This is a genomic window from Candidatus Westeberhardia cardiocondylae (assembly GCA_001242845.1).
Classification (GTDB): domain Bacteria; phylum Pseudomonadota; class Gammaproteobacteria; order Enterobacterales; family Enterobacteriaceae; genus Westeberhardia; species Westeberhardia cardiocondylae.
The window spans coordinates 376199-402346 of sequence record LN774881.1 but is presented as its reverse complement, the minus strand read 5'-3'; the positions used below and the strand labels follow the sequence as shown (position 1 = coordinate 402346).

At 22.0% G+C, this 26148-nt stretch carries 16 protein-coding genes; 5 read left to right on the top strand and 11 right to left on the bottom strand.

Annotation, left to right across the window (positions count from 1 at the left end):
* The first annotated feature begins 460 nt into the window (after window positions 1–460).
* Complete coding sequence (glyA, locus tag WEOB_RS01585) at window positions 461–1717, top strand: serine hydroxymethyltransferase (RefSeq protein ID WP_281263800.1); 1257 nt, start codon at window positions 461–463, stop codon at window positions 1715–1717.
* A 231-nt stretch (window positions 1718–1948) separates the two neighbouring features.
* Here the strand turns inward: glyA and WEOB_RS01580 are convergent, their stop codons facing one another.
* A complete protein-coding gene (locus WEOB_RS01580) occupies window positions 1949–2740 on the bottom strand; it encodes an inositol monophosphatase family protein (RefSeq protein ID WP_281263799.1) in 792 nt (263 codons plus the stop codon).
* Between the two features lie 458 nt (window positions 2741–3198).
* Between WEOB_RS01580 and WEOB_RS01575 the strand changes: the two genes are divergently transcribed.
* Complete coding sequence (locus WEOB_RS01575) at window positions 3199–4350, top strand: aminotransferase class V-fold PLP-dependent enzyme (protein ID WP_281263798.1); 1152 nt, start codon at window positions 3199–3201, stop codon at window positions 4348–4350.
* Between the two features lie 210 nt (window positions 4351–4560).
* Here the strand turns inward: WEOB_RS01575 and metG are convergent, their stop codons facing one another.
* Window positions 4561–6204: a methionine--tRNA ligase gene (metG, locus tag WEOB_RS01570; RefSeq protein ID WP_320408521.1), complete on the bottom strand. Its 1644-nt coding sequence runs from the start codon at window positions 6202–6204 to the stop codon at window positions 4561–4563.
* A gap of 1186 nt (window positions 6205–7390) precedes the next feature.
* Between metG and udk the strand changes: the two genes are divergently transcribed.
* Window positions 7391–8035, top strand: a complete 645-nt coding sequence (udk, locus tag WEOB_RS01565) for a uridine kinase (protein ID WP_281263797.1) — start codon at window positions 7391–7393, stop codon at window positions 8033–8035.
* Window positions 8036–8327: 292 nt separating this feature from the next.
* On the opposite strand, the gene der is transcribed toward udk, so the two are convergent.
* The 5 genes from der to WEOB_RS01540 form a co-directional block, all read right to left on the bottom strand.
* A complete protein-coding gene (gene der / locus WEOB_RS01560; protein ID WP_281263796.1) occupies window positions 8328–9746 on the bottom strand; it encodes a ribosome biogenesis GTPase Der in 1419 nt (472 codons plus the stop codon).
* Window positions 9747–10056: 310 nt separating this feature from the next.
* Complete coding sequence (locus WEOB_RS01555) at window positions 10057–10686, bottom strand: YfgM family protein (protein ID WP_281263795.1); 630 nt, start codon at window positions 10684–10686, stop codon at window positions 10057–10059.
* Between the two features lie 16 nt (window positions 10687–10702).
* Window positions 10703–11980 (bottom strand): histidine--tRNA ligase, encoded by a 1278-nt coding sequence (gene hisS / locus WEOB_RS01550; protein WP_281263794.1) that lies wholly within the window; start codon window positions 11978–11980, stop codon window positions 10703–10705.
* Window positions 11981–12771: 791 nt separating this feature from the next.
* Window positions 12772–13860, bottom strand: coding sequence for a dual-specificity RNA methyltransferase RlmN (gene rlmN, locus WEOB_RS01545; protein WP_281263793.1), 1089 nt, complete (start codon window positions 13858–13860; stop codon window positions 12772–12774).
* Window positions 13861–14109: 249 nt separating this feature from the next.
* Complete coding sequence (locus WEOB_RS01540) at window positions 14110–15204, bottom strand: peptidoglycan DD-metalloendopeptidase family protein (protein ID WP_281263792.1); 1095 nt, start codon at window positions 15202–15204, stop codon at window positions 14110–14112.
* Between the two features lie 991 nt (window positions 15205–16195).
* Here WEOB_RS01540 and tyrS point away from each other — a divergent pair.
* Window positions 16196–17494, top strand: coding sequence for a tyrosine--tRNA ligase (gene tyrS, locus WEOB_RS01535; RefSeq protein WP_281263791.1), 1299 nt, complete (start codon window positions 16196–16198; stop codon window positions 17492–17494).
* A gap of 245 nt (window positions 17495–17739) precedes the next feature.
* Here the strand turns inward: tyrS and dtpA are convergent, their stop codons facing one another.
* The 3 genes from dtpA to aspS form a co-directional block, all read right to left on the bottom strand.
* Complete coding sequence (dtpA, locus tag WEOB_RS01530) at window positions 17740–19248, bottom strand: dipeptide/tripeptide permease DtpA (protein WP_420885191.1); 1509 nt, start codon at window positions 19246–19248, stop codon at window positions 17740–17742.
* 254 nt (window positions 19249–19502) lie between these two features.
* On the bottom strand, window positions 19503–20249 hold the full coding sequence (locus WEOB_RS01525; protein WP_281263790.1) for a YebC/PmpR family DNA-binding transcriptional regulator: 747 nt from the start codon (window positions 20247–20249) through the stop codon (window positions 19503–19505).
* A 330-nt stretch (window positions 20250–20579) separates the two neighbouring features.
* Window positions 20580–22304 carry an aspartate--tRNA ligase gene (gene aspS, locus WEOB_RS01520; protein WP_281263789.1) on the bottom strand — a complete coding sequence of 575 codons (1725 nt, stop codon included), beginning with the start codon at window positions 22302–22304 and terminating at the stop codon, window positions 20580–20582.
* A gap of 457 nt (window positions 22305–22761) precedes the next feature.
* Between aspS and argS the strand changes: the two genes are divergently transcribed.
* Window positions 22762–24501, top strand: coding sequence for an arginine--tRNA ligase (argS, locus tag WEOB_RS01515; RefSeq protein ID WP_281263788.1), 1740 nt, complete (start codon window positions 22762–22764; stop codon window positions 24499–24501).
* A 52-nt stretch (window positions 24502–24553) separates the two neighbouring features.
* On the opposite strand, the gene murJ is transcribed toward argS, so the two are convergent.
* Window positions 24554–26092 (bottom strand): murein biosynthesis integral membrane protein MurJ, encoded by a 1539-nt coding sequence (gene murJ, locus WEOB_RS01510; RefSeq protein ID WP_281263787.1) that lies wholly within the window; start codon window positions 26090–26092, stop codon window positions 24554–24556.
* Between the last annotated feature and the right edge of the window lie 56 nt (window positions 26093–26148).

The following is a 26148-nucleotide window of genomic DNA, read 5'->3' as shown; positions in this document are numbered from 1 at the left end:
TTATCTTAATGCGAATAGTTTGATATATAATTCCTATGTTGTGGTAATATTATTTCGTAAATATTATTTTCTGAGTTTTATATTTTGACATTGTAAAATGTGAAATATAAAATTTATATAGAGTTGTTAGAATAGATAAAATTAATTTAAGATTTTTTAATTTATTATATGATTATTTTATTAGTATGAATAGTAATAAATTATTGTTTAAAATTATGAATTTCGTAAACGTTGTGAAATTTAGCATATTTTTTATATTAAGAATTATAAAATATAATAAATAGCGTATTTTTGTTTGTGAAATACACCCTAAAATGATTATGTTTTTATTAGTTTGAATTATGGATTTATTAGAAGTTAATTTTAAATAAATATTTAAAGTATATTTTCGCTTTTTAATTATAAAAGTGAAGTTTATGTATATTAAAATTATTTTTTTAGCATCTTTTTGGAGATATCAATGTTAAGTAGTAATGTACATATTTCAGATTATGATTTTGAGTTATGGAAAATTATACAAAAAGAAAAGATACGACAAGAGGAAAATATTGAGTTGATTGCATCAGAAAATTACGTGAGCTCATGTGTTATGCAGGCGCAAGGTTCGCAATTAACAAATAAATACGCAGAAGGTTATCCAGGAAATAGATATTATGGAGGATGTGTTTTTGTTGATGAAATAGAACAATTAGCTATTGACCGTGCTAAGATTTTATTTGGCGTAGATTATGTCAATGTACAACCTCATTCTGGATCGCAAGCTAATTTTGCTGTTTATAGTGCTTTATTAGATCCTGGAGATACTATATTGGGTATGAAATTGGATCATGGGGGGCATTTAACTCATGGTTCATTATTTAATTTTTCTGGAAAATTTTATAATATTGTGTCTTATGGAATGAATTGTGATGGTGAAATTGACTATACACAATTATATAAATTGGCTAAAATTCATAATCCTAAAATTATTGTTGGTGGTTTTTCATCTTATTCTGGGACTGTTGATTGGAGTCGAATGAGAGACATTTCTGATTGTGTTAATGCATATTTATTGGTAGATATGTCGCATATTGCTGGATTAGTTGTGGCAGGAATTTATCCTAATCCTATTCCGTACGCGCATGTGGTTACTACTACGACACACAAAACATTAGTTGGACCAAGAGGGGGTATGATTTTAGCAAGCGGGGGAAATAAAGAGATGTATAATAAATTAAATTCTGCTGTGTTTCCTGGAACACAAGGAGGACCTTTAGTGCATGTTATTGCAGCTAAGGCGGTAGCTTTTAAAGAAGCAATGTGCTCTGAATTTAAAAAATATCAACATCAAGTTGTTAAAAACTCTAAAGCTATGGTTGAAGTGTTTTTATTAAGAGGTTTTACGGTAGTATCTGGATCAACTGATAGTCATCTTTTTTTATTAAATTTGTCTAATAAAAATTTAACAGGGAAAAAAGCAGATGAAGTATTGAGTAAAGCTAATATTATTGTAAATAAAAATAGAATACCAAATGATAGACGTAGTTCTAATATTACATCTGGGTTGCGAATTGGTACTCCCGCTGTTACTCGCAGGGGTTTTGTAGAAGAAGATGTAAAAATTTTGTCTCATTGGATATGTGATATATTAAATGATATTCAAAATAAACGTGTTATTATTGATATTAAAAATAAAGTATTAGAAGTTTGTTCTCGATATCCTGTATATATTAAATAAATATTTGTTTTGTCAATAAATGTTTTCTTTAATTTTTGTGTTCGTTATAGTATCTTTATTAAAAAATATGGTTTATATTTAATAATAAATTTACTAGTTTATTAAACTAAGTATAATGTAAAAAGTAGTTTTAATGTTAATAATTAAAAAGAAATTTATTTCTATTTTAATTTTATAGAAAATGTTAAATATGTATTTTATTTTTTATAATTAATAAAAATTTATGTTAGTCTAATTTTTGTTTATTATGTTTAATATGGATTCTACAATATATGGATTTCCCGCTATAATTTTTCCGGAAATTAAATAATTTTTGTTTCCAGAAAAATCAGTAACGATGCCTCCAGATTCTTGTATAAGTAATATTGGTCCTAAATATTTTATTGGGTTTGATACTTGTTGGAAAAAAACGTCGATTTTTCCAGATGCAGTATAAGCTAATTCTAATATAGTTGATCCAATACATCTAAATTCAATTGCATATTTTGTGTAGAATAATTTTTTGATTATATTAATATATTGAGTGAAATATGTTTCTTGTAAACACAAATTTATAGCTAGATTAGCTTCTTGTAAGTTGTGTTTTTCACTAGTTCGAATTCGATATCCATTTAGTTGTGCTCCTCTTCCTCGAATACAAGTAAATAATTCATTACATATTGGTTCGTATATTACAGAGATTTCAATTTTGTTGTTTATGTACACAAAAATAGAAATAGTGAAATATAAAAAATTTTTTATAAAATTTTGTTTTCCATTAATAGGATTTAAAATCCAGTAAATTTTATTTTTTATTTTTTTTGTTTTTATTATTGTATCTTTTTCGTGTAAAATAATGTGTTTTGGATAAAATTTATGTATAGTATTAATAATTAATTTTGTTGTTTCATTTTTTATTTTATTAAAAGATTTTTTGTTTTTGTTTTTAGTATTTTTTATAAAACTATAATTATTATAGTATTTGATAATAAATTTTCCAGCTATATTTGCAGAATGAATGGCAATGTTTAAAAGTGGATGCATGATATTTTAATAAATAAAGATTTTTGTATTATTATGAGTTTCATATTTGTGAGAAACAATTTATATTATAATATTTTTTGTATTAAAGCTATTTATAAATGGAAATAATTTATATATAAGTATTATATTTTGTAATTATTATGTTTAAATAAGAATTTATAATTTTTAAGTTTTATAATAATGTTATTTAATTTTATGTGTTTAAATATATTTAAGAATAGAAATTTTATATACAATTTTATTATTTTAATAGAAGTAAATTTTAAAAAGTATTCTAATGATTCAAAATATTTTTAATTAAATAAATATTTTATAAGATGTATGTCTTGTGTTTTGTAAATTAAGTTTTAAAGGTTAAATTATGTTAAAATATATTTATTTATCACAGAAATACAAAATTTGTTAATATTAGATTTTGTATAAAATAAAAATTTTTAAATTTAATTTGGAATATTTTAATGAAATTGCCAATTTATCTTGATTACGCTGCCACTACCCCAGTTGATTTTAGGGTAGCAAAAAAGATGATGGAATATCTTACCATAAATGGAATGTTTGGTAATTCTTCGTCTCCTCATTTTTATGGTTGGGAAGCTGAAAGAGCTATAGAAATTGCTCGAGATAATATTGCTTCTTTTTTGGGTGGAATTGATTCTACAGAAATTGTTTTTACTTCTGGTGCTACAGAATCTAATAATTTAGCTATTAAAGGTGTCGCTTATTCTTATAGTAATAAGGGAAAACATATAATTACTAGTATGACTGAGCATAAGTCAGTTTTAAATACATGTTATCAACTTGAAAAAGAGGGATTTTTTGTTACATTTTTGCCACCTGATAAAAATGGTATTATTTCTTTAGAAAAGTTGCAAATGGAATTTCGCGATGATACTGTTTTGGTATCTTTAGTACATGTTAATAATGAAACAGGTGTGATTCAGGATATTAAGAAATTTGGGGAATTATGTCGTTCTAATAGTATATTGTTTCATGTGGATGCTACCCAAAGCGTTGGAAAAATATCTATTAACTTATTGGATTTACCAATAGATTTAATGTCTTTTAGTAGTCATAAAGTGTATGGACCTAAAGGAATTGGTTGTCTCTATATTAGAAAAAAATCTAAAATATGCATTCAAGCACAGATTCACGGGGGGGGGCAAGAATATGGAATCCGTTCTGGTACTCTTCCTGTACATCAAATTGTTGGAATGGGAGAAGCATATCATATTTTACAAAAAGAGATGAAAACTGAGATTTTACGATTTAAAGCTTTAAAAAAATTTTTTTGGAAAGAATTGCAAAAAATTGCTGATGTATCTGTCAATGGTAATGTTCGACAAAGTATTTCTACTTTATTAAATGTTACTTTTCATAATTTTGATAGTGAGTTATTAATATCAAAATTAGAAGAGATAGCTGTTTCACCTAGCTCTGCTTGTACTTCTTCTTCTCTTGAATCGTCTTATATATTATATGCCATGGGATTACATGAACATTCTATTAATAGTACGATTAGATTTTCTTTTGGCAGATTTACTACATTTGAAGAAATAAAATTTGTTTTACATAAAATTAAAATAGCGATTTTTTGTTTACGTAACAAGTAAATGTTTGTTTTAAATCAATTTTATTTTTTTGATAAAATTGTTTTTGTAATCTTAAGAATATTTATGTAATTTTTTGTGTGGTATTTTGACATTTTCATTAATGTAGAATTAGATTTTTTATGAATTATTTTATACTAATTTTGAAATTTTAAAAAAATATCATTTTTTTAGTTTATTAAAATTATAATTTTCTTAATTGAAATAAATATATTATTTTTTGAATATTTTATTTGCTTCATTTATTGATATTCTTTGAAATAATTTTTTAAATGGTTGTATTTTATTTAACACAAAGGGTTTTTTTATGTCTTTCCAAGATAGAGATGTATTAAGGAAAATTTCAGTTTTTTTAACTAATGAAGGAAGTATTGGTTTTAGGTAAGTCATCAAAATTTTAAATAAATAAATTCCCATAGAACAAATATTTTGTAGATTCTCATTTTTTTTATTTTGTTTTTTTATTTTCCATGGAGCTTGTTCATTAATGTAATGATTTGCAATGTTTGTAAGAGAGATAATTTTTTTTATAACTTGGTTGAGTTCTCTTTTATCAAATGCTTCTTCAATTTGTTTTTTTGAATCAGTGAAAATTTTATATAAAATTGGGTTTGATATTTTTTTTGATAAATTTCCATTAAAATATTTATTTATAAAACTAGCATTTCTAGCAGCTAAATTTATAATTTTATTTACGATGTCAGTATTAATTTTTTCTACAAAATTTTCTAAGTTGAAATTTATATCTTTGATATTAGATGATAATTTGCTTGCGTAATAATAGCGAAGGCAGTCTGAATCTAAATGTTTTAGATAGTTTTTTGCTGTTACAAATGTTCCTCTAGACTTAGACATTTTTTTTCCATTTACCATTAAATAACCATGAACAAATATTTTTGTTGGTTTTCTGAATTCACTTGCTTCTAGTATAGCTGGCCAAAATAAAGTATGAAAATATATAATATCTTTTCCAATAAAATGATAGAGTTTATGTTTTGAGTTTTTTTTCCAAAATTTATTGAAAGAAATATAGTTATATTTTTTACAGAAATTTTTAAAAGATCCCATGTATCCTATAGTAGCGTCTAACCAGACATAGAAATATTTGTTTTTTGTGTTAGGTATTTTAAATCCGAAATAAGGTGCATCTCGAGAAATGTTCCATTCTTTTAATCCATGTTTGATCCATTCATTTGTTTTATTTATTATTTCTTTTTGTAATATTCCAGAATGGATCCAATGGTATAACATATTTTGAAAATATGGTAAATTAAAAAATAAATGTTTAGATTTTTTAATGATTGGTGTGCTGTTAGAAATTGTAGATTTAGGATTTATTAAATCAACAGGATTATATATTGCTCCACATATTTCACAATTGTCTCCATATTGATTTTTTGATTTACATTTTGGGCAATTTCCTTTTATAAATCTATCTGGAAGAAATATATTTGTTTTAGTATCAAAAAATTGCAGTGTAGATCTTTTTTTAATAAGATTTTTGTTTTGTAAACGTTTATAAATTAGAATAAGTAATTTTTTATTTTCGTTACTGTGTGTAGAATAATAATTATCATATTGTATATTAAAATTCATAAGATCTTTTTTATGTTCTAAATTTATTTTTTTTATTATTTCTTCTGGTTTTTTCTTTAGTTTTTTTGCTTTTAGCATAATTGGGGTTCCATGTGCATCATCTGCACAAATAAAAAATACCTGATTTCCGCGCATTTTTTGGTAACGTACCCAAATGTCTGCTTGAATATGTTCTAACATATGTCCTAAATGAATTGGGCCATTAGCGTAGGGTAATGCACATGTTATTAACATTATTTTTTTTGTAACATTTAAAGACATAGATTTTCATTTTCAAGTTTAATAATTTTATATTAGGAAATATTGTAACATTAATATTAGTTTGGTTCAAACGAATGTGTTCTGTGTTTTATAAATATATTTTACTGAAATTATATTAATTTAGTTTTTTGAATTTTTATATATTTGTTTATATTTATAGTATATAAAATATTTTATTTATATTATTAATTTTATATAATAGGTAAAATTATTTATTTAATTTTTTGTATCGGATTTTTTTATTTGATTTATGTTATGATTTTGAGAATTTTTTTATAATTAGTTAAATGAAAATTTTATTTGTTGAAGATTAATTTGATTTTAATAATTAAAAATGGAATTTATATTTTACAATTGTAAAATTTATGGAAATTATGATGTGTAAATTGTTTATAAATTAAATAAAATATTTTATTATATTTATATTTTAATAGGTTAATAATATTTATTTTGTTGTTTTTATTATGTGATTAAGTCATAATTGTTGATTAATTTTAATTTTTATGTTGATAGTATTATAGATTATTTGTTAAAGATTATTGTGGATGTTTTATATTGTTTATTTGTTATTATTTATTTTAAATGGAATAAATAATTATAAATTGTTTATATATTTAATTTTATAATGAATGAGATATATTTGTTTTGTAAACTTATAAAGTTTTGTGTTGTTGTGTTAAGCATTTGATTATATTATTAATTTTTATATATTACTAATTTAAATATAAATTTTATGTATATGATATATGAAAAATTGGTAACATTTTAATTTATTAATAAGTTAAATTTGAAATATTTGTTTTTATATGAATAATGTGTTGATATTATTTTAAAGAGAATTTTAATTTTAAATTAAATTATTAATAAATTGGTGTGTAATTTATATGTTCAATATTTAGGAAGATTTTGTTAATAATGTTCGTTGTTAATTGTAGAATTTTATTGTTTTATTGGGATTATTGATTTGAAGAGAGATATATTTGATGATGTATAAATTATTTTGATAGTAGAGTCGTGAATTTTTATATATGTTAATATTTAGTTTGTGAATTATTCAATATTATAATGTTTTTAGTTTAAATAAGTGAAATTATGTAATTTTTTTATGTTACAAAATTATTAAATATAGGATTATTTTTAGTTATTATAATTTTTCATGAGGATATAATGTTTTTTTTGGAATTTTATGTCTTGTAATGAATCTTGTTATAATTGTGTTATTATTGGTATTACTGGTGCTTCTTCTTCAGGGAAAAGTTTAGTTGCTAGTACTCTTTACCAAGAATTAAGAGATCAAGTAGGAGATGAATTTATTGGAGTAATTCCAGAAGATAGTTATTATAAAGATCAAAGTAATATAAATATGAATGAAAGAATTAAAGTTAATTATGATCATCCTGATTCTATGGATCATGGTTTATTATTTAAACATATTCAAATGCTTAAATCCGGATTGCCAATAAAAGTTCCAGTTTACAGTTATATAAAGCATACTCGTTGTTCTGAAACTATTTTTTTTCAACCCAAAAAAGTTATTATTTTAGAAGGAATTTTGTTATTAACTGATTTTAGGTTGCGAAAAGAAATGAGTTTTTCTATTTTTATAGATACTCCATTGGATATTTGTCTTATTCGTAGGATTAGGCGCGATGTTAATAAAAGAGGAAGATCTGTTGATGCAGTTATTAAACAATATCAAAAAACAGTTCGTCCTATGTTTTTACGATTTATAGAACCTTCTAAGCAACATGCTGATATTATTATACCTAGGGGGGGGAAAAATCGTATTGCTATTGATATTTTAAAAGCTAAAATAAGCGAATTTTTTTAGATGATTAAATTGTATTATATGTTAATTTGTAACAAATTAGTTGTGTTTAATAATATATTTTTTGAGAAGAGTTTTTTATTATTTTGTAATTTTAATATAATTAAATAGATTACTTGTATAAGAAATTAATTTTTTATTTTTTTGTAAATTTAATTTTATTAAAAATTTTTTGTTTATACTTAATTTAAATATATATAAATAGATTATATTTGTATTTTATATAATTTATTGTTAGATATGTAGTTGTGTAAATTTCTTTTTGTATTTATTTTTTATTTTTAAAAATATTATTTTAATTCTTATTTAAAAAAGGATTTAAATTTTCTTTAAATTTTATTTGAATAGGAATACTTTTAATTCCTAAATTTTTATAAAAGAAGCTTGTTAGATAACGTTTATATGAGTTTGACAGGTATTTTGTTTGACTTCCATGAATTATGATAATTAAAGGATCATATTTTACAATATGTGCATATTTTAGTTTAATTTGTTTTTTTTGTATGATTGGAAGATTATGTTTTTTTATTGCAATATGCATAATTTTATTGATTAATGCTGTATTTATTTTTTTTATCGAATTTTCATAAATTGTATTGATATTTTGAAATAAATTAGAGATTCCTATTTTATATTTTGCTGAAATAAAATATATTTGAATGAATTTATTATATTTAAATTGAAAATTTATATTTTTTTTGAGAATATTTTTTTTTTTATTGTTTATTAAATCACATTTATTAATTAAAATTATCAATATTTTTTTTTGTTTTAAAATGAAATTTAATATTGATGTGTTTTGTTTGTACGCTTCTGGGAAAATATCAATTAGTAATAGCACTATATTTGAATTTTTAATAGCTTGTATTGTTTGAATGTGAGATATGTTTATATCTTTTTTTTTAATATAATGATATTTATTTATACCCGCGGTATCAATTAACATGTATTTTTTATTATTAATTTTTGTAGTGATATAAATATTTTCTTGTGTTGTTCCTGGTTTATTGTGAGTAATGGTTCTTTTTTTTCCTATAACACAATTTATAAAGGTAGATTTTCCTACATTAGGTCGACCGATTATGGAAATTTTTGTTAATACTGATTCAGTTGTTTTATATTGCTCGAAATTATAATTTTTTTTGGAAATCTGAATATTTTTTTTGAAATATTTATTACAAATATTTTGGTTTTTTATATTATTTGTATGGATTTTTTTATATAAAATAGAAAAAATTTTTTTTTTGAGAAATTCTATGCTGCTTTTTTGTAGTTTGGAAATATGAAAAATTTCTTTTATACCTAACGAATAAATGTTATTTGATATATTGTTTAAATTAATAGATTTTTTTTTATTGATAATAATTATTGTTTTTTTATAATAAAAATTTCGTAGGGATTGCGCAATATTTTTATCGATTTCCATGTATTTTAAAGAACCATCTGTAACTAATAGTACCATATTGGATTCATTAATAGCCATTATAGATTGTTCTTTTATTTTATTATCAAGTTTTTCGTTAGATCTATTTAATCCTCCTGTATCAATAATGGTACATTCATTGTTTTTCCATTTAATTTTTCCGTATTTTCTATCTCTAGTAAAAATAGGATAGTTTATATTGAAATTTTTTGTATTTGTCAATTTATTAAATAACGCGGATTTTCCTACGTTTTTTCTTCCAATTAATGCAATAGTAAAAGTTAAATTCATTCAACCTCTCTTAAGTTCTATTAGATAAAATTTTAATATTTTTTATTATGCATATTATGACATTGTATTTGTACTATAGAAAATTTGCATAAATTTTTTATTTAACTTAAATGACATATTTTATAAATTTGATAAATTTATTAATAAATTTTATTAAATTTATAACAGTTGTGTAATTGAATTAACTAATTTTAAAATACCATCTTATATGAAAAATATTGATATAAAATTTTTGATTTGTTAATTAGTATTTTAATGTTTTTTTTATTTTTCTAAATATTTTACATATAACAAATAAAATAATTTGTAGTTATTGAATCGATAAGTTGCTAATTTTTGCATGTAGTAACTTTTCTAATATTGGTGATGTATTTAAATTTAGTGCTTTATTATATAATTGATTTGCAATATTTTTATTGTTTTTAGTTATTATTTCAATATCACCGAGAATATTATAGATAAACGGAGACCATTGTGTTTCTTTTATATTTTTAAGAATTTTTTTAGCATTTTTTGTATTTTTTTGTTGTATATATATACGAGCAAGATTTATTTTTAAAATGGATTTTAAATTAATATCTTTAGAATTTTTTATTGCCATTTTCAGTTCTTTTTCTGCTTCTGAGTAGTTTTTTTTAGATACATGGTAACTTGCTATTTTTAACAAAAGAAATATTCCATAACAATTTTTGTTTTTTTCAGAAAATTGTACAGCAGATTTTATATCTGAATCATTAATAATTTTTTTATTAAATTTAGTATTTATTTCATTCCAATATAATGATGTTTTAGTTATATTATTGTTATAACAATATCTATTTTTATATTGAAGATAACCTATAGAGAATGCGGTTAGTAAAATAATTCCTATTATAATTCTTTTTTGAAAAATATAAATATATTGTTTTGATTTAACAAAGTATTGATAATATTTTTTCATTTTAAAATTAAATTTATTAGAGATTAAAAATGAATTTTAAGTTTTTTATAATTTCATTTTTATGTAAAATTTTTTGTTCATTGGTTATAAGATTTTTTAAGGTTATTAATTTTGTTTTTTCTTTTTCTTTGTCTAAAAGTAAAACAATTTTTGTTTTATGTTTATTTGCTTGTATAAATTTTTTTTTTAAGTTTTTATTATCATAGTTTACAATAATTTGTAAGGATGGTAATATGTTTCGAATATATTCGGATAAAAGTATTGCTTTGTTTTTTATAGAATCATCGTTAGAACTAATAATATAAATATCTGTAGATTTGCAAAAAATGTAGTTTGAATTATTTTTTTGCATTAATAATGTTAACCTTTCTAATCCTATTGCAAATCCTGCAGCTGGATTTTCTTTACCTCCTAGTTTTTCTATTAAATGATTATATCTCCCCCCCCCGCAAATAGCTAATTTTGAACCCAAATTGTATGTAACCCATTCAAAAATAGTATAATTATAATAGTCTAACCCCCTCACTAAATAAGGGTTGATTGTATATGGGATATTTAGTAAATCTAAACAATTACATATATTAGTGAAATATATACGTGATTTTTCATTTAAAAAATCTGTAATTATTGGTGCATCATCAATTATATGTTTAATATCTAAATTTTTTGTATCTAATATTCTCATTGGGTTATTTTTTATGCGTTTTTTATAATCTTCATTGAAATGATTTTCGTGTTTTTTGAAAAATGTGGTTAATTCTTTTTCGTATTTTTTATATTCTTTATTAGATCCAATAAAATTTATTTCAAGAAATATATATTTATTTATTTTTAGAATTTTCCATAATCTGAAGGTTAAAACAATTAATTCAATATCGATTTTTGGTCCTTCGTATCCAAGAACTTCTGCTCCTAATTGATGAAATTGACGATATCTTCCTTTTTGGGGTCTTTCTCTTCTAAACATTGGACCCATGTAAAAAAGACGTTGTTTTTTTTTATACAATAATTTATGCTGAATGATAGCTCGTATACAACCTGCAGTTCCCTCTGGTCGTAATGTTATTTTATTTTTATTTTTATCTACAAAGGTGTACATTTCTTTATTTATAACATCAGTAGTTTTACCTATAGATTGCAGAAATAATACAGTGTATTCTAAAATTGGAAGGCGAATTTCATGGTATCCATAATTAGAAACAAGATTTTTAAATATATTTTCAATATATTGAAAATATATTGTATCGTTTGGTAAAGAATCGTGTATTCCTCGAATTGATTGAATATTTTTCATTATGTTAGTTTTGTATATTTATATATTTTGGTATTTTATATAAAATTTATTGAATTTTTTAAATTAGATAGTTTTATAATATTGGAGAAATTAAGTGAATTTATGCTATTTAATTTTGTTTTAATATTTTCTTGGTTTTCATAAGAATTAACATAATTCTTTTGAAAATTCAAGAAATATTGGAATTTTTAGAGTTTTTGTTTTATGTGTGAAATTTTTTGATTATAAAGATTTTATAATTTTCTTAATTTTACATTTAGTATTCTGTGTTTTTTGATATATTTATAAAATTTATATTTGTTATTATTTGATTATTTTATGATGTTTTAAAATTTTTTAAATTTTATTTGTAATCATATATTAATATTAAATAATAATTAATAATTCAATAACATTGAATTTTTAATTATATATCAAATTAAATTATTTGATATGTTATAGATATTTAAAATAATTTATTTATAATTTTGTTTAGTTTTTATAAATATTTTATAATTAGCTTCGTGTTAGAATTAAAATATTATATTTGTGTTGTATAAGTAAATTTATTTTTAATTTAATTTTGTATATAATATGATTTTTTAAATTTGTTTTATTTATTTAAGTTTAATGAAAAATATTTTTTTTATATTGTAATTAAGATATTGTTTGAATAGTAATAATGTATTAAATATTAAGAATTTTTATTTTAAAAGAAGTAGGTTTTAAATTAATTTTGTTTATATTTAAGTTTGTAAAACATTTATTATAATAAAATAAAAGGTTTTTTAATGTAGTAATTGTTACATTGTTTAAATGTTCAATTTATGGATTATTTTTTTATTTTTTCCTGTTAATTGTCCACAAGAAGCATGTATATCGTTTCCCCTTGTTTTTCTTATTGTTACGATTAAATTATATTTTTTAAGTATATTAAAAAAATTATTGATTTGTATGTTTGAGCTACATTGATAATAAGATCCTGGAATTTGGTTCCAAGGAATTAAGTTAATTTTGCATGGAATTTTTTTCAAAAGTTTTGCTAATTGATGCGCATGTTGGATGTTATCATTAATATTTTGTAGCATCACATATTCTATTGTTATTTTTCCTTTATTAGCTTTAGATGTTTTAAGATAATTGTATATGGATGATAAACATGAGTTGATATTATATTTTTTATTAATAGGCATAATTTTATTTCTTATTTTATCTGTAGGAGCGTGTAATGATAACGCTAATACTACATCGGTTTTGTGACTAAGTTTCTCTATTGCGCTGGGTATGCCGGAAGTTGATATTGTGATTTTTCGTTTAGATATTCCGAATCCTAAGTCATCTAACATAATATTTATTGCTGGAATTATATTTTTAATATTTAATAATGGTTCTCCAATCCCCATTATTACTATATTAGTAATTTTGCGATAGTGTTTAATATTTTTTTCTATTTTTTTATGAAATATTTTTTTTATTCTCCAAATTTGACCAATAATTTCTGATATAGTTAAATTTCTTTGAAATTTTTGTTGTCCGCTTGCGCAGAATGTACATTTAAGAATACAACCTATTTGCGAAGAAATACAAAGTGTATTTCTTTTTTTTTCTGGAATATAAATTGTTTCTGTTTTTTGTGATTTTGTTTGCATAATCCATTTTATGGTTCCGTCTGAAGAATAAAGCGTATTAATTATTTTAGGAGCGTAAATTTCTGCTAAGGAATTTAATTTTTTTTTTAGTTTTTTGCTAATATTAGTCATTTTGTTGAAGTCGTTACAATAATCATGGTATATCCATTTCATGACTTGATTAGCACGAAAGGCTGTTTCTCCAATTGATAAAAAAAATTTTTTTAAATTTTTTTTATTTAAATTAAGTAAATTGATTTTTTTTATTTGCATGTATTAAAATTTAATTATTTGGAATGAATTATAAATTAGTTTAAGTTAAATTTTTATTTTTGAAATAAGAATAATATCAAAGATGAGAGTGGATGATGTGTTATTTTTTATAATTTTTTGAAATTTTATACAATTTGGCAAATATTTGTATTGTGAAATTAATTTTAAATTTATTTAAATATTTACTGTTTTGTATGGTTTTTGTAGAGATTTTAAATTTTAATTAATAAATGGTATAGGAACAGTATATTAATATAATTGTAGTTGTTGTAATATCCATTCTGTTTCAGAAAAAATATTTTTTTGTTTGTTTTTATATAACGATTTAATATGTGTTAAATCTATAGTTAATGGATTTACTGCTTTTTTATTTATCCACACTTCGAAATGTAAATGTGGTCCAGTGGATCTTCCAGTGTTTCCTGATAATCCAATACATTCTCCACATTGAACTTTTTGTCCTTCTTTTACTAGTGAATTTTTTAAATGCATATATTTTGTTGTATGTTTATTATTATGATAAATAGAAATGTAATTTCCAGCAATTTTACTTTTTTTGCTTACTTTGACTATTCCATCTCCTACAGATAGTACGGGGGTTCCAACTGGAACAGCTAAATCAATTCCATTATGAGGAGAAATTTTTCCAGTAATGGGGTGAATTCTATTAAGATTAAAATTAGATGAGATACGGAAATTTTTTTTTATAGGAAATCTTAAAAAAGTTTTGTTATTTATTTGTAGTATATTATGGTAACAAAGTTTTCCTTGTTGATTTCGAAATATATAGTAATTTTTTCCTTTGGTTCTTATTCGAATACCAATTAATTTATTCTTATATTTATCATTATAGGTTGTTTTTTTAATTAGTAAAAGACAGTGGTCTTCTTTATTTAATTTTCTAAAATTAATTTTTTTTTTTAATATTTGTATAACATTATATATATCAATGTTATTTATACCTGCTAGTTTAGCTGTATAAATGAAATTTTTGTTTAGTTGTTTTTTGAGAAAAAAATTGTAACTTGTTTTTTTTTTTTTGATATTAGTTTGTTTATATTTTTTGTTTTGATGATTATTTTGTTGAGAAAAGAATTTTTCGTAAGATATATTTGTAAAATTTATTAATTTTTTTTTATGTATTTTTTTATAAAATATTAAATATACATTATGAGATATATTAATGTATTGTAATTTATTTTGTTTATTGTTTTTTATTTCAAGATAAATATTACTAATAATAGTATTTTTATTTTTTTTTTTATGTTTTATTATATCTATATTTTTATAGTAAAAAGCATTTTCATAATAAATTTTATTGGAAAAATTTGTTTTTTTTTGCAACAATTGAAAGTGTTTATCAAATATAACGTAATTGTTTATCTGTTTTATACAGAAAGAGTTATTAAAATAAATTTTTTTTATAAAAAGCATTAATGTAGTAAGAATTAAAACTTTTAATTTTATTTCTCTAAAAGAAAATAAATATTTGTATATATTAGAAAATGTGTGTTTTATTTTTCTTTGCACGTAGATAGGCTAGTTTTATTTATATTCAATAATATTGAATTTTAAATTTTGGAGTGTTAATTAATTATATTGTGATATATTTATTAAAAATGTTGTAAATGATGAGAAATATATTGTAAATTTTGATAAATACAATTTAGTTAATAAATATTGGTTTATATAAATTTATAGTTACGTGAATTGATGTGTTAATAATTAGTTTTTAAATTTTACAGGCAAATATTTTGTATAATAAACGTAATTTGTTTATTTTTTATATTAATTTATAATGAAAATATTTCTTAGAATATATGAATAATAAAATTTTAATATGTAAAAAAAGTATTACAATTGTTTGTAGATTAAAAATTTTTAAAGATTAATATTTCATATATTTAATATAGTTATTTTACATTATACATATATTTTAAAATTTTGGAATAGTTTGTATAAAATTAATTGATCTTGTACAATTTTTTTTATTAAGATGAATTTGGTTTTTATTTTAAAAATTTTTTGTTTATATTGATATTTTATGATATTTTGGGTGTATTAAAATTGATATAGATAATTTTTTTTTGTGTAAAAATATTTTTGTTATGTAGATTATGCAGTAACATAGGAAATGTAGTTTTGGATTAAGATAATAATTTATTATATAAAATAAATTGAATTAATAATATTTTTATTAAATGTTAGAATTGAATTTATAGTATAAAATTGTAAAAATGTATTTTAAATAATGATTTTGTTAAATTATATTATTGTATGTATGAATATTAGTTGAATTTTCACGTTAATTTTTTAAGGATGTATTAATACGAAAATGTCAAATTTGATACAACAATTTGAAGAAAGAGAATTAGTTTCACAGATAATAAAACAAGAGAATTTGGTTAAATTATTAAAAGAAAAATCAATTACTGTATATTGTGGTTTTGATCCAAGTAATGACAGTTTACATGTAGGTAATTTATTATTGTTAATATGTTTAAGAAGATTTCAGTTAGCTGGGCATCGCCCGTTAATTCTTTTAGGGGGTGCTACTGGTTTAGTTGGGGATCCTAGTTTTAGAAAAAAAGAACGGAAATTATATTCTTTGAAAAAGATTAAAAATTGGACAAAAAAAATTAAAAAACAAGTTTCTTTATTTCTTGATTTTAATTGTGGAGAAAACAGTGCTATTATTGTTAATAATTATGATTGGTTTAAAAATATGAGTATATTAAATTTTCTTAGAAATATTGGAAAATATTTTTCTGTAAATCATATGATTAATAAAGAGGCAATAAAAAAGAGATTGAATCGAAATAATTATGGGATTACTTTTACAGAATTTTCTTATAGTCTTTTTCAAGGATATGATTTTGTTTTTTTGAATAATAAATATAATGCTATTTTGCAAATTGGTGGATCTGATCAATGGGGAAACATTATTTCTGGAATAGATTTGATTCGGAAGTTAAATGGAAATGTTGCTTATGGATTAACCGTTCCACTTATTACTAAAGTTGATGGTACAAAATTTAGCAAAAGCGAAACTAATGAAACGATTTGGTTAGATCCTATTAAAACTAATTCGTATAATTTTTACCAATTTTGGATTAATGTTTCTGATAAAGATGTTTTTCATTTTTTGAAAATTTTTACTTTTTTAGATTTATCTGATATTCAAATATTGAAAGATCGTATGAAACAAAAAATTTTTAGTAAAAAAAAATTTTTTCATCGTGAGGCTCAATATATATTAGCAAAATTTCTTACTAAATTGGTGCATGGAAAACGAGGGTTATTATCCGCCCAATGTATTACAGAAATTTTGTTTTCTGAAAACAAAATACAGAATTTAACAGAAAATGATTTTAAAAAATGTGTTAAAAATGGAATTTCAATGATTGTTTTACAAAAAATACAAAGTATAAGTTTACAACAAGCTTTAATTATGACTAAATTAGTTTTATCTGGTAGGCAAGCTAAAGATATAATTTTAGCTAATGCTATATCAATAAATGGTAAAAAACAGAATAATAAAAAATATATTATTACAGATGATGATATAAAATATGGACATTATACTTTATTATGCCGAGGAAAAAAAAATCATAGATTAATTTATTGGAAATAAAGAATTTAAAATAAAACAAATTATATAAATGTTTTACTATAGTGATTTTATTTATATTTTAATTTGTTTTTATAAAATTTTATAGATGTGAATTATCTTTTTGTTTATTTTGGTAAATATCGTATTTGTTTGTCTAAATAAATATTAAGAATATGGATATTTTATAATTGATTTTGTTTAAGAAGTTTCTAATTTTTTAGTTTCATGTAAATTATTGTAAATTAATTTATTTTATTTAATAAATTTTATTTAGTATATTGATTATTTAATTTTTTTGTTTTAAGAAGTTGAATTACTTTACGTGCAAAAAGCAACATGAATATGGATATGATTCCAGAATAAATGCCTATTTTCATAAATACTTGGCTATATAATATAAGGGATATTTTAGGGTCGTTTAAGTTATTTGGAATGACGGATAAATTAGCTACGAAACCCGCAATAATTGCTGAAGTAGCGGTAGTTAAAAACCAAGCTCCCATAACAAATCCAGTTAATCTTCTAGGAACTAGTTTTGCAATCATGGACATTCCTAATCCAGAGATCATTAATTCTCCAATGCTTTGTAGTGCATAACTTAAGATTAACCAATATATTGAAACAATATTGGAATCATTTGTTAATTTTATTCCTAAGGAAAGTATTAAAAAAGACATTGAACAAAATGCCATTCCAACTGCGAATTTAAAAGGAATTGGAAAACGATTTCCTGTTTTATTGTAAAATTTAGCTAGTATTGGACTCATTATAATAATCCAAAGAGGATTAAGTGCTTGATATTGTTCTGGCTCGAAATATATTCCAAAAAGTTTAGTTTCTACATTATGAATAGCAAAAAAATTTAAAGAAGTTGGTGTTTGATTATAAAGTACAAAAAATACTATTGCTTCTAACATCATAATTAAAGCTGCTAACATACGTTTTCTACTTATTCCATAAAGTTTTATTGTTTCATAAATAAGTATTGTGAAAATGATTATAGTTATTAATATAAGAAATATTCTTGCAATATTTTGATGATAAAGTAACCAACAAGATAAAGGAATTAATAATATAATTCCACTTATAACTGCTAATAGTGTATTTAATTTTAATTTGATAAAATCTGGTTTTGATCCATATTTTTTCATTATATTATAAAATGAAATAAAGTTTAATAATGTAATGATCATACCTATTACACTAAGAGAGAAAGCGATATTCCATCCATAACGTATGGCTATCCACGGAGTAAATAACATGGATATGAATGAACCAATATTAATTGCCATATAATACATGGTAAAAGCACTGTCTAATTTTGGATCTTCTTTGTTATAGCATGTAGATAGTAAAGCGGATGGATTAGCTTTAAATAAACCACTTCCAATAGCAATGGTAGCCATTCCTAAATATACTGAATAAATTTTATGTTCCGAACAAGCTATTATACTATATCCAGTGATTAAAACTATTGTTCCTAAAATAATAACTCGTTTTGTTCCTAGTATTTTATCACCTAACCATCCTCCTATTGATACAAATCCACACACTAAAGCATTAAATGAGGAAAAAAGTGTGATAGAAGAAGATTCTGATAATCCTAGTATTTTTACTAAATATATTACAAAAATACTTTGTAAACCATAATATCCAAATCGTTCCCATATTTCAATAGAAAAAATCAAATAAAATAGTTTTGGTTGTTTGAAAGTATTTTTTTTGAATTTTATATTTTTTTGTACAAGTTTTTTGTAGTTTTTTTTTTGTTTTATAGTCAATATAAAAACCTCAATATTATTTTATTTTTTACAAAATTTAGCATCGATAATTATTAATATTTTAAATTTAATATTTAGTAAACGAGATATATTGTATAATTTTGGAATATAGTTTTAATATATTGATTTTTTTAATTTTGAATTTTTATCAAAAAAGTAACATATTTATTGAAATAAAATTGAAAATTTTATATAATGCGGGAATAATTTAAATGTGAATCATTAAATTTAATACATTTTATTTAAAGTTAATTTTTTAAAACGTTAAATTTACCATTGTGATATATTGTTTTTACTTCTTTGAAACTTTGTATTGTGTTAATTAATGATGTAAATTTATTTATATATTTTTTTTGTACATTTAAATATACAGTTGGAGTATTTATTATTCTTGACGAAGATGATATAAGTCCGAATGATTTTAGTTTGTTTTTAATATTTTTAGTATTTTTTTTTGTTGTATATATATTAATTTTATTTTTTTCAAAAGTTTTTGTGTACTCTGCTCCGGATTTTCTGATAAATTCTATGATTTGTTTATCTTTTATTTTGTTTTTTTGAAAAGAATAGGGTAGTGTAATTACCACTGTTTTTTTGAATAAATATGTGACTGAACCGTTAGTACTTAAATTTCCACCAAATTTGCTAAAAGAGTTTCGTAATTTTGAAGTAATTTGATTACGATTTTTTATAAAACATTCTATTATTATTGCAATTCCTCCTGGTCCGTATCCTTCGTAAGTAGCGTAAATTTTTTTGCAATTATGAATGTTATTATCGTTTGATATGGCTTTTTTTAATATATTTTTTGGTATGTTTATAGACGAATTTTGATTTATTATTGATCGTATTTTTTTGTTGAATCGTATGTCATTTTTATATATTTTAGAAATAGTTTTTAATTTTTGTATAATTTTAGTAAATTTTTTTTCTTTTTTTTTATCTTGTGATTCTTTTCTATGTTTAATATTAGCCCATTTGCTGTGACCAGCCATATTTTCTCCCGGTTTTTTAAAATAATTTTATTAATACATAAATAATTTTAGTGGGTTTAATTTTTATTTATTTAATTTATTTTGATAATTGGTTTAGTATAAATTAATTTTTATAGATATATAAATTTTAAAATTATGTTTTTATTAAAAATATTTGTGTTTTGTAATTAAAAATATTTTTATTTTATAAATAAAAATAAAGTTATTTTAAAAAAATTAATTGTATGATTTTTTTAATTTTATATATATTGTTAAAAATTTTATATTAATTAAAATTAATTAGAATATAACGTAAGTATCGTTGAGTTGTTTTTTCACAAGAATTTTGTGTTATAAATAGTCAGGTGCATTGGTCATGAGATCAATTCCTGAAGTTGTTTTAGGAAAAGGTATAATATCACGTATATTATCTGTTTTAGTTAGTAACATTACTAATCTATCAAAACCAAATGCTAAACCTGCGTGCGGAGGTGTTCCGTATTTTAATGCATCTAAGAAAAAATTAAATATTTTGTTTTGCGTAGTTAAATCGATATTTAATATGTCAAAAACAATTTTTTGTATTTCGGTTTTATGGATACGGACTGATCCACTACCTATTTCATGCCCATTTATTACTAAATCATAAGAATCGGAAATAATTGATAAAGGATTTTTTGTAAGAGTTTGTATATCTTGTAATTTTTTTGGTGCTGTAAACGGATGATGCATGGATGTTATTTCTCCGTTATTTAATTTTTTAAACATGGGAAAATCTATTATCCATACAGGAGACCAATTTTTTTTATTTGTAAGTTTTAAATCTTTTCCAAAGTCAATTCGTAATTTTTTTAAATATTTGAATGTTTTTTTATTGTATTCAAAAAATAAAAATATGAGGATATCTCCAATGTTTGCTTTATTTCTTTTTATAATATTTTTAATAGTTTCATAATTTAAAAAATTTAAAATTGAACTTTTGATTTTATATGTTTCATTTTTATATCCAATGATTTCCATATAAAATATTTTATTGTTTATATTGGAATTTTTTATATATTTATTATATTTTTCAATTTTTTTTTGGTTAAATTCAGTACAATTTGGAAAATGAGTCGAGAATATTTTATATTGTATTTTATTTTCTAACACGGAAAATAATTTTATTTGTTTGTTTTTGATTAAATCTGTTATTTCAACAAATTCTATAGGATTTCGTAAATCTGGTTTGTCGGAACCAAATTTTTTTATAGATTCCTCGTAAGTTATTTGTGGAAATTTTTTTAATTTTACACCAAGTATGTTATTCCAAATGTTTCGTATCAGATTTTCTGCTATTTTTCGCACTTTTACAGAAGTTGAAAAAGAAATTTCTAAATCAACTTGAGTAAATTCCGGTTGACGATTAGATCGAGAGTCTTCATTTCGAAAACATTTTGCAATTTGATAATAACGATCAATACCTGATATCATTAGTAATTGTTTGAAAATTTGAGGTGATTGGGGTAGCGAAAAGAATTTTTTGCCGTGTATTTTATTTAGTACTAGATAATTTTTTGCTCCTTCTAGTGTAATTTTACTTAGTATTGGTGTATCAATTTCTAAAAAACCTTTTGAGTTCATAAATTTACGAATGTAATTACTAGTTTTTGCTCTTATTTTCAATCTATTTGTCATAATTGGACGTCGAAGATCAAGATATCGAAATTTTAATCTTTGTTCTTCAAAATTATTTTGGTTATTATTTATAGGTAATGGTTCAGATTTATTTATTATAGTTAAATTGGTGACTAAAATTTCTATTTCCCCAGTTGGTATATTTTTATTTATTTGTTTTTTTGGCCTGCGATGAACAATACCTGTTATTTTTAAACAAAATTCATTTCGTAATTTTGAAGCTTGTAGAAAAGCTTTTGGGTATTTAGAATTGAAAAATATTTGTACTGTTCCTTCCCAATCTCTCATTTCTATAAATATAAGGTTTCCCATTTTTCGGATATGATTAATCCAACCACACAATTTAACTTTTTTGTTAATATGTTTCGCATCTAATTTTCCACAGTATATAGTTCGCATGATTGTACTATAACATATTTTTAAAAAAAATATTATTGAATATAATTGATATATAACTAAATTTATATTTATAGTTAAATATGTTTAATAATTTAACATAATTCAAGGTCAATTTTATAATTATATTTGTTTTAAATTTGATAAATTAAAAAATTTTATATGATATTTTAAATTTTTTATTTATTTTTAAGATAAATATGTACTTGTTGCAAATTAAAAAATTAAAAATTTATCAAAAATTTTATTTTCATGTATAATATAAATTTTTTAAAATATTTTTTTAGAAAGTATTTATTGTTTTTAAATGTACTGTAGAAAATTTTTTAAATTTGATTTATGAATTTATTTTTTTCTTATTTGGTTTAAATTAAAAATTTTGGTTAGTATTTTAAATATAGTATTCTAAGTATTTTATATTTATTAATATTTTAATTATATAAATTAATAGTTATTTACCATGAATATTCATTCGGTTTTATCAGATAGAGTTTATCAGGCTTTATCTTTTTTAGTAAATTTACCTATAAATGTTTCGTTAAAAATACATCCATCGACAAAATCAGAATATGGGGATTATCAAATTGATGGGGTAATGGATATTGCAAAGAAATTTGGTATGTCTTCGCTATGTTTAGCTAGAAAATTAGTGGATACCTTAGATTTAAACGGTATTGCATACAAAATTGATGTTATTTCTCCTGGATTTATTAATATTTTTCTTGATCCAAATTGGTTATCACAATGTCTTATTTGTGTTTTATCCTCTTCTCGTTTAAATATTGTTACTGTTATTCCAAAAAAAACTATTGTTGTTGATTATTCTTCCCCAAATATTGCTAAAGAAATGCATGTAGGACATATAAGATCAACAATTATTGGTGATGCTTTTGTACGAATATGTGAATTTTTAGGGTATCATGTTGTTCGTTCTAATCATGTAGGTGATTGGGGTACGCAATTTGGTATGCTTATTGCTTATTTAGAAAGTATAAAAATTGATTTAAATAAAAAAATTACTCTTTCTCAGTTAGAAATTTTTTATCGTTTTGCTAGAAGAAAATATGATCAAGACCCTTATTTTTCTAAGCGCGCTCGTGATTGTGTTGTGAGATTGCAGAATGGTGATAGTCGTTGTCTTAAAATATGGAATAATTTAGTTAAACTCAGCATGTTAGAGAATCAAAAAATTTATGATCGTTTGAATATTACATTAAATCTTACACATTCTATGGGAGAAAGTACTTATAATAGCATGTTACCAGAAATTGTAAAAGATTTAAAAAAAAAAGGATTGGCTTTAGAAAATAAAGGTGCAATTGTTATTTTTTTGGATAATTTTAAGAATAAGCGTGGTAAGCCTATGGGTGTTATTATTCAAAAAAAAGATGGAGCATATCTTTATAGTAGCACTGATATTGCTTGTATTAAATATCGTTGTGAAATTCTTAATGCTTATAAAATTGTATATTATATTGATTCACGTCAACATCAGTATTTAAAGCAAATTTGGAGTATTGCTCAAAAAGCTGGTTATGTTCACAATTGTATATTAGAACATCATACGTTTGGAATGGTTCTGGGAAAGAATGGTAAACCGTTTAAGACACGAAGTGGAGCTACAATAAAATTAACAGTTTTATTAAATGAAGCAATAAAACGCGCTAGGAAATTGATATTAAATAAAAAACCAAATATTTCTAAGAAAAAATTAGATATTTTATCTGAAGTAGTTGGAATCGGTTCAATAAAATATTTTGAATTATCAAAAAATAGAATTATAAATTATATTTTTGATTGGGATCAAATTTTAAGTTTTCATGGAAATACTGCTCTTTACATACAATATGCTTATACCAGAATCATGTCTGTGTTAAAAAAAAGTTATAAAATTTTTAAGCAACATTCATTTAAAAATAAAATTAAGTTGACTACAAAAAATGAAAAACAATTAGCTGTTCATTTGTTACAATTTGAAGAAGTAATTCTTTTTGTGTATCAGAACGGCACACCTCATGTTTTGTGTTCTTATTTGTATAATTTATCAGTGTTATTTTCTGTATTTTATGAAAAATTTCCTATTTTTTATGAAGAGAATGAAGAATTACGTATTAGCCGTGTTTTGTTGCTTTCATTAATTTCTAAAACATTAAAACAAGGATTAAATTTACTTGGTATTAAAACGGTAAATGAAATGTAGATAATTTTATTATAAAACTATAATTATTTTATGAAAAAGTATTCGTATAATATTAATCTTTTATAAAATAAGAGAAATATTTCAAAGAAAATCCAATAATCCAAAGGAATATAAAATAGGATGATGTTCCTATTAAAATAACTGTTATTAAGCGAAATAATCTGTTTAATAGATTTCCTGTGTCCCATTCTGGCATAATTTGTAATATTCCTATTAACATTATAGACATAGCGGTAACCGCGATTAATAAACGAGACAAAAAGTTTAACCAACCAGGTTGTGGTTTAAATATTTTCTTTTTTCGTAATTGCCAATATAGCAAACCAAAATTTATACATGCTCCTAAACTAACTGATAAGGATAAACTGACATGTTTTAATGTATTAATACACGCTATGTTTATTATTTGTGTTATTATAACTGTAATTATTGCCATACGTATTGGTGTTTTTATATCTCTTCTAGAATAAAAAGCAGGACTCAATACTTTTACTCCTAAAAATCCAATAATTCCTATTGCATAACTGATTAATGCTTGTTGTGTCATTAGTGTGTCAAAAGAAGAAAATTGTCCATATTGGAATAATGTAACAATTAACGGATTTGCCAGTATTATTAGAGATATTGCACTTGGTATTCCTAATATAAAACACAGTCGTAAACCCCAATCTAGTAAACGAGAATATTCTTTATAATTTCCACAACAGTAATTTCTTGATAATATGGATAACAAAATACTGCTTAAGGCTACTCCGTGTAATCCAGTCGGTACTTCCATCAAACGATCTGCATAATATATCCATGATACAGATCCAGAAATTAAAAAAGATGAAAAAATAGTATTAATGATATTAGAAATTTGATTAATTGAAACATAGAGAACAGCTGGACCTATTAATTTTAGCATTTTCCATATTTCTTTATTTTGATATTGAAAACTGGGAATGACTAACATTTTTATCTTTTTTAGTTCAATTAATTGATATATTAGTTGTAAAAAACTTCCTATGATTATAGACCATGCTAACGATAATATTGGGGGGTTAAAAAAAGGTGTTCCAAATATTATGAAAACTATTATACTAATATTAAGTAAAGTTGGAGCAAATGCTGGTATTGAAAATCTGTTCCATGTGTTGAGAATTGCAGTTGCTAATGACGCTAAAGAAATAAGTATTATATAAGGAAAAATAATTCTTAATAATTTTATTGTTAGAATAAATTTACCTGGTATTTCAAGAAAACCTGGAGCAATTATTGTAATAATCCATGGAGCAATTAATATTCCAATAATTGTAAGTATAAGCAATATTAAAATAAATAGACTTGTAGTATAAGATATGAGATTTTTTATTAGTTTTTTTTCTTTTTTATTTTTATATTCTTCTAATATAGGTATAAATATTTGTGAAAATATGCCATCAGAAAAAATACGACGTAATAAATTTGGTACTTTAAATGCAATAAAAAAAGAATCAGTTGCCATTCCTGCTCCAAATGTTCTTGCGATTATGATATCTCTAATAAAACCTAAAATTCTTGATAAAAAAGTTATCATGCTAATTGTTATAAATGATTTTAATAAATTCATAGTGGTTTACCTTATTATTGATAAATATTAAGATATTTTATTTAACTTTTAATTAT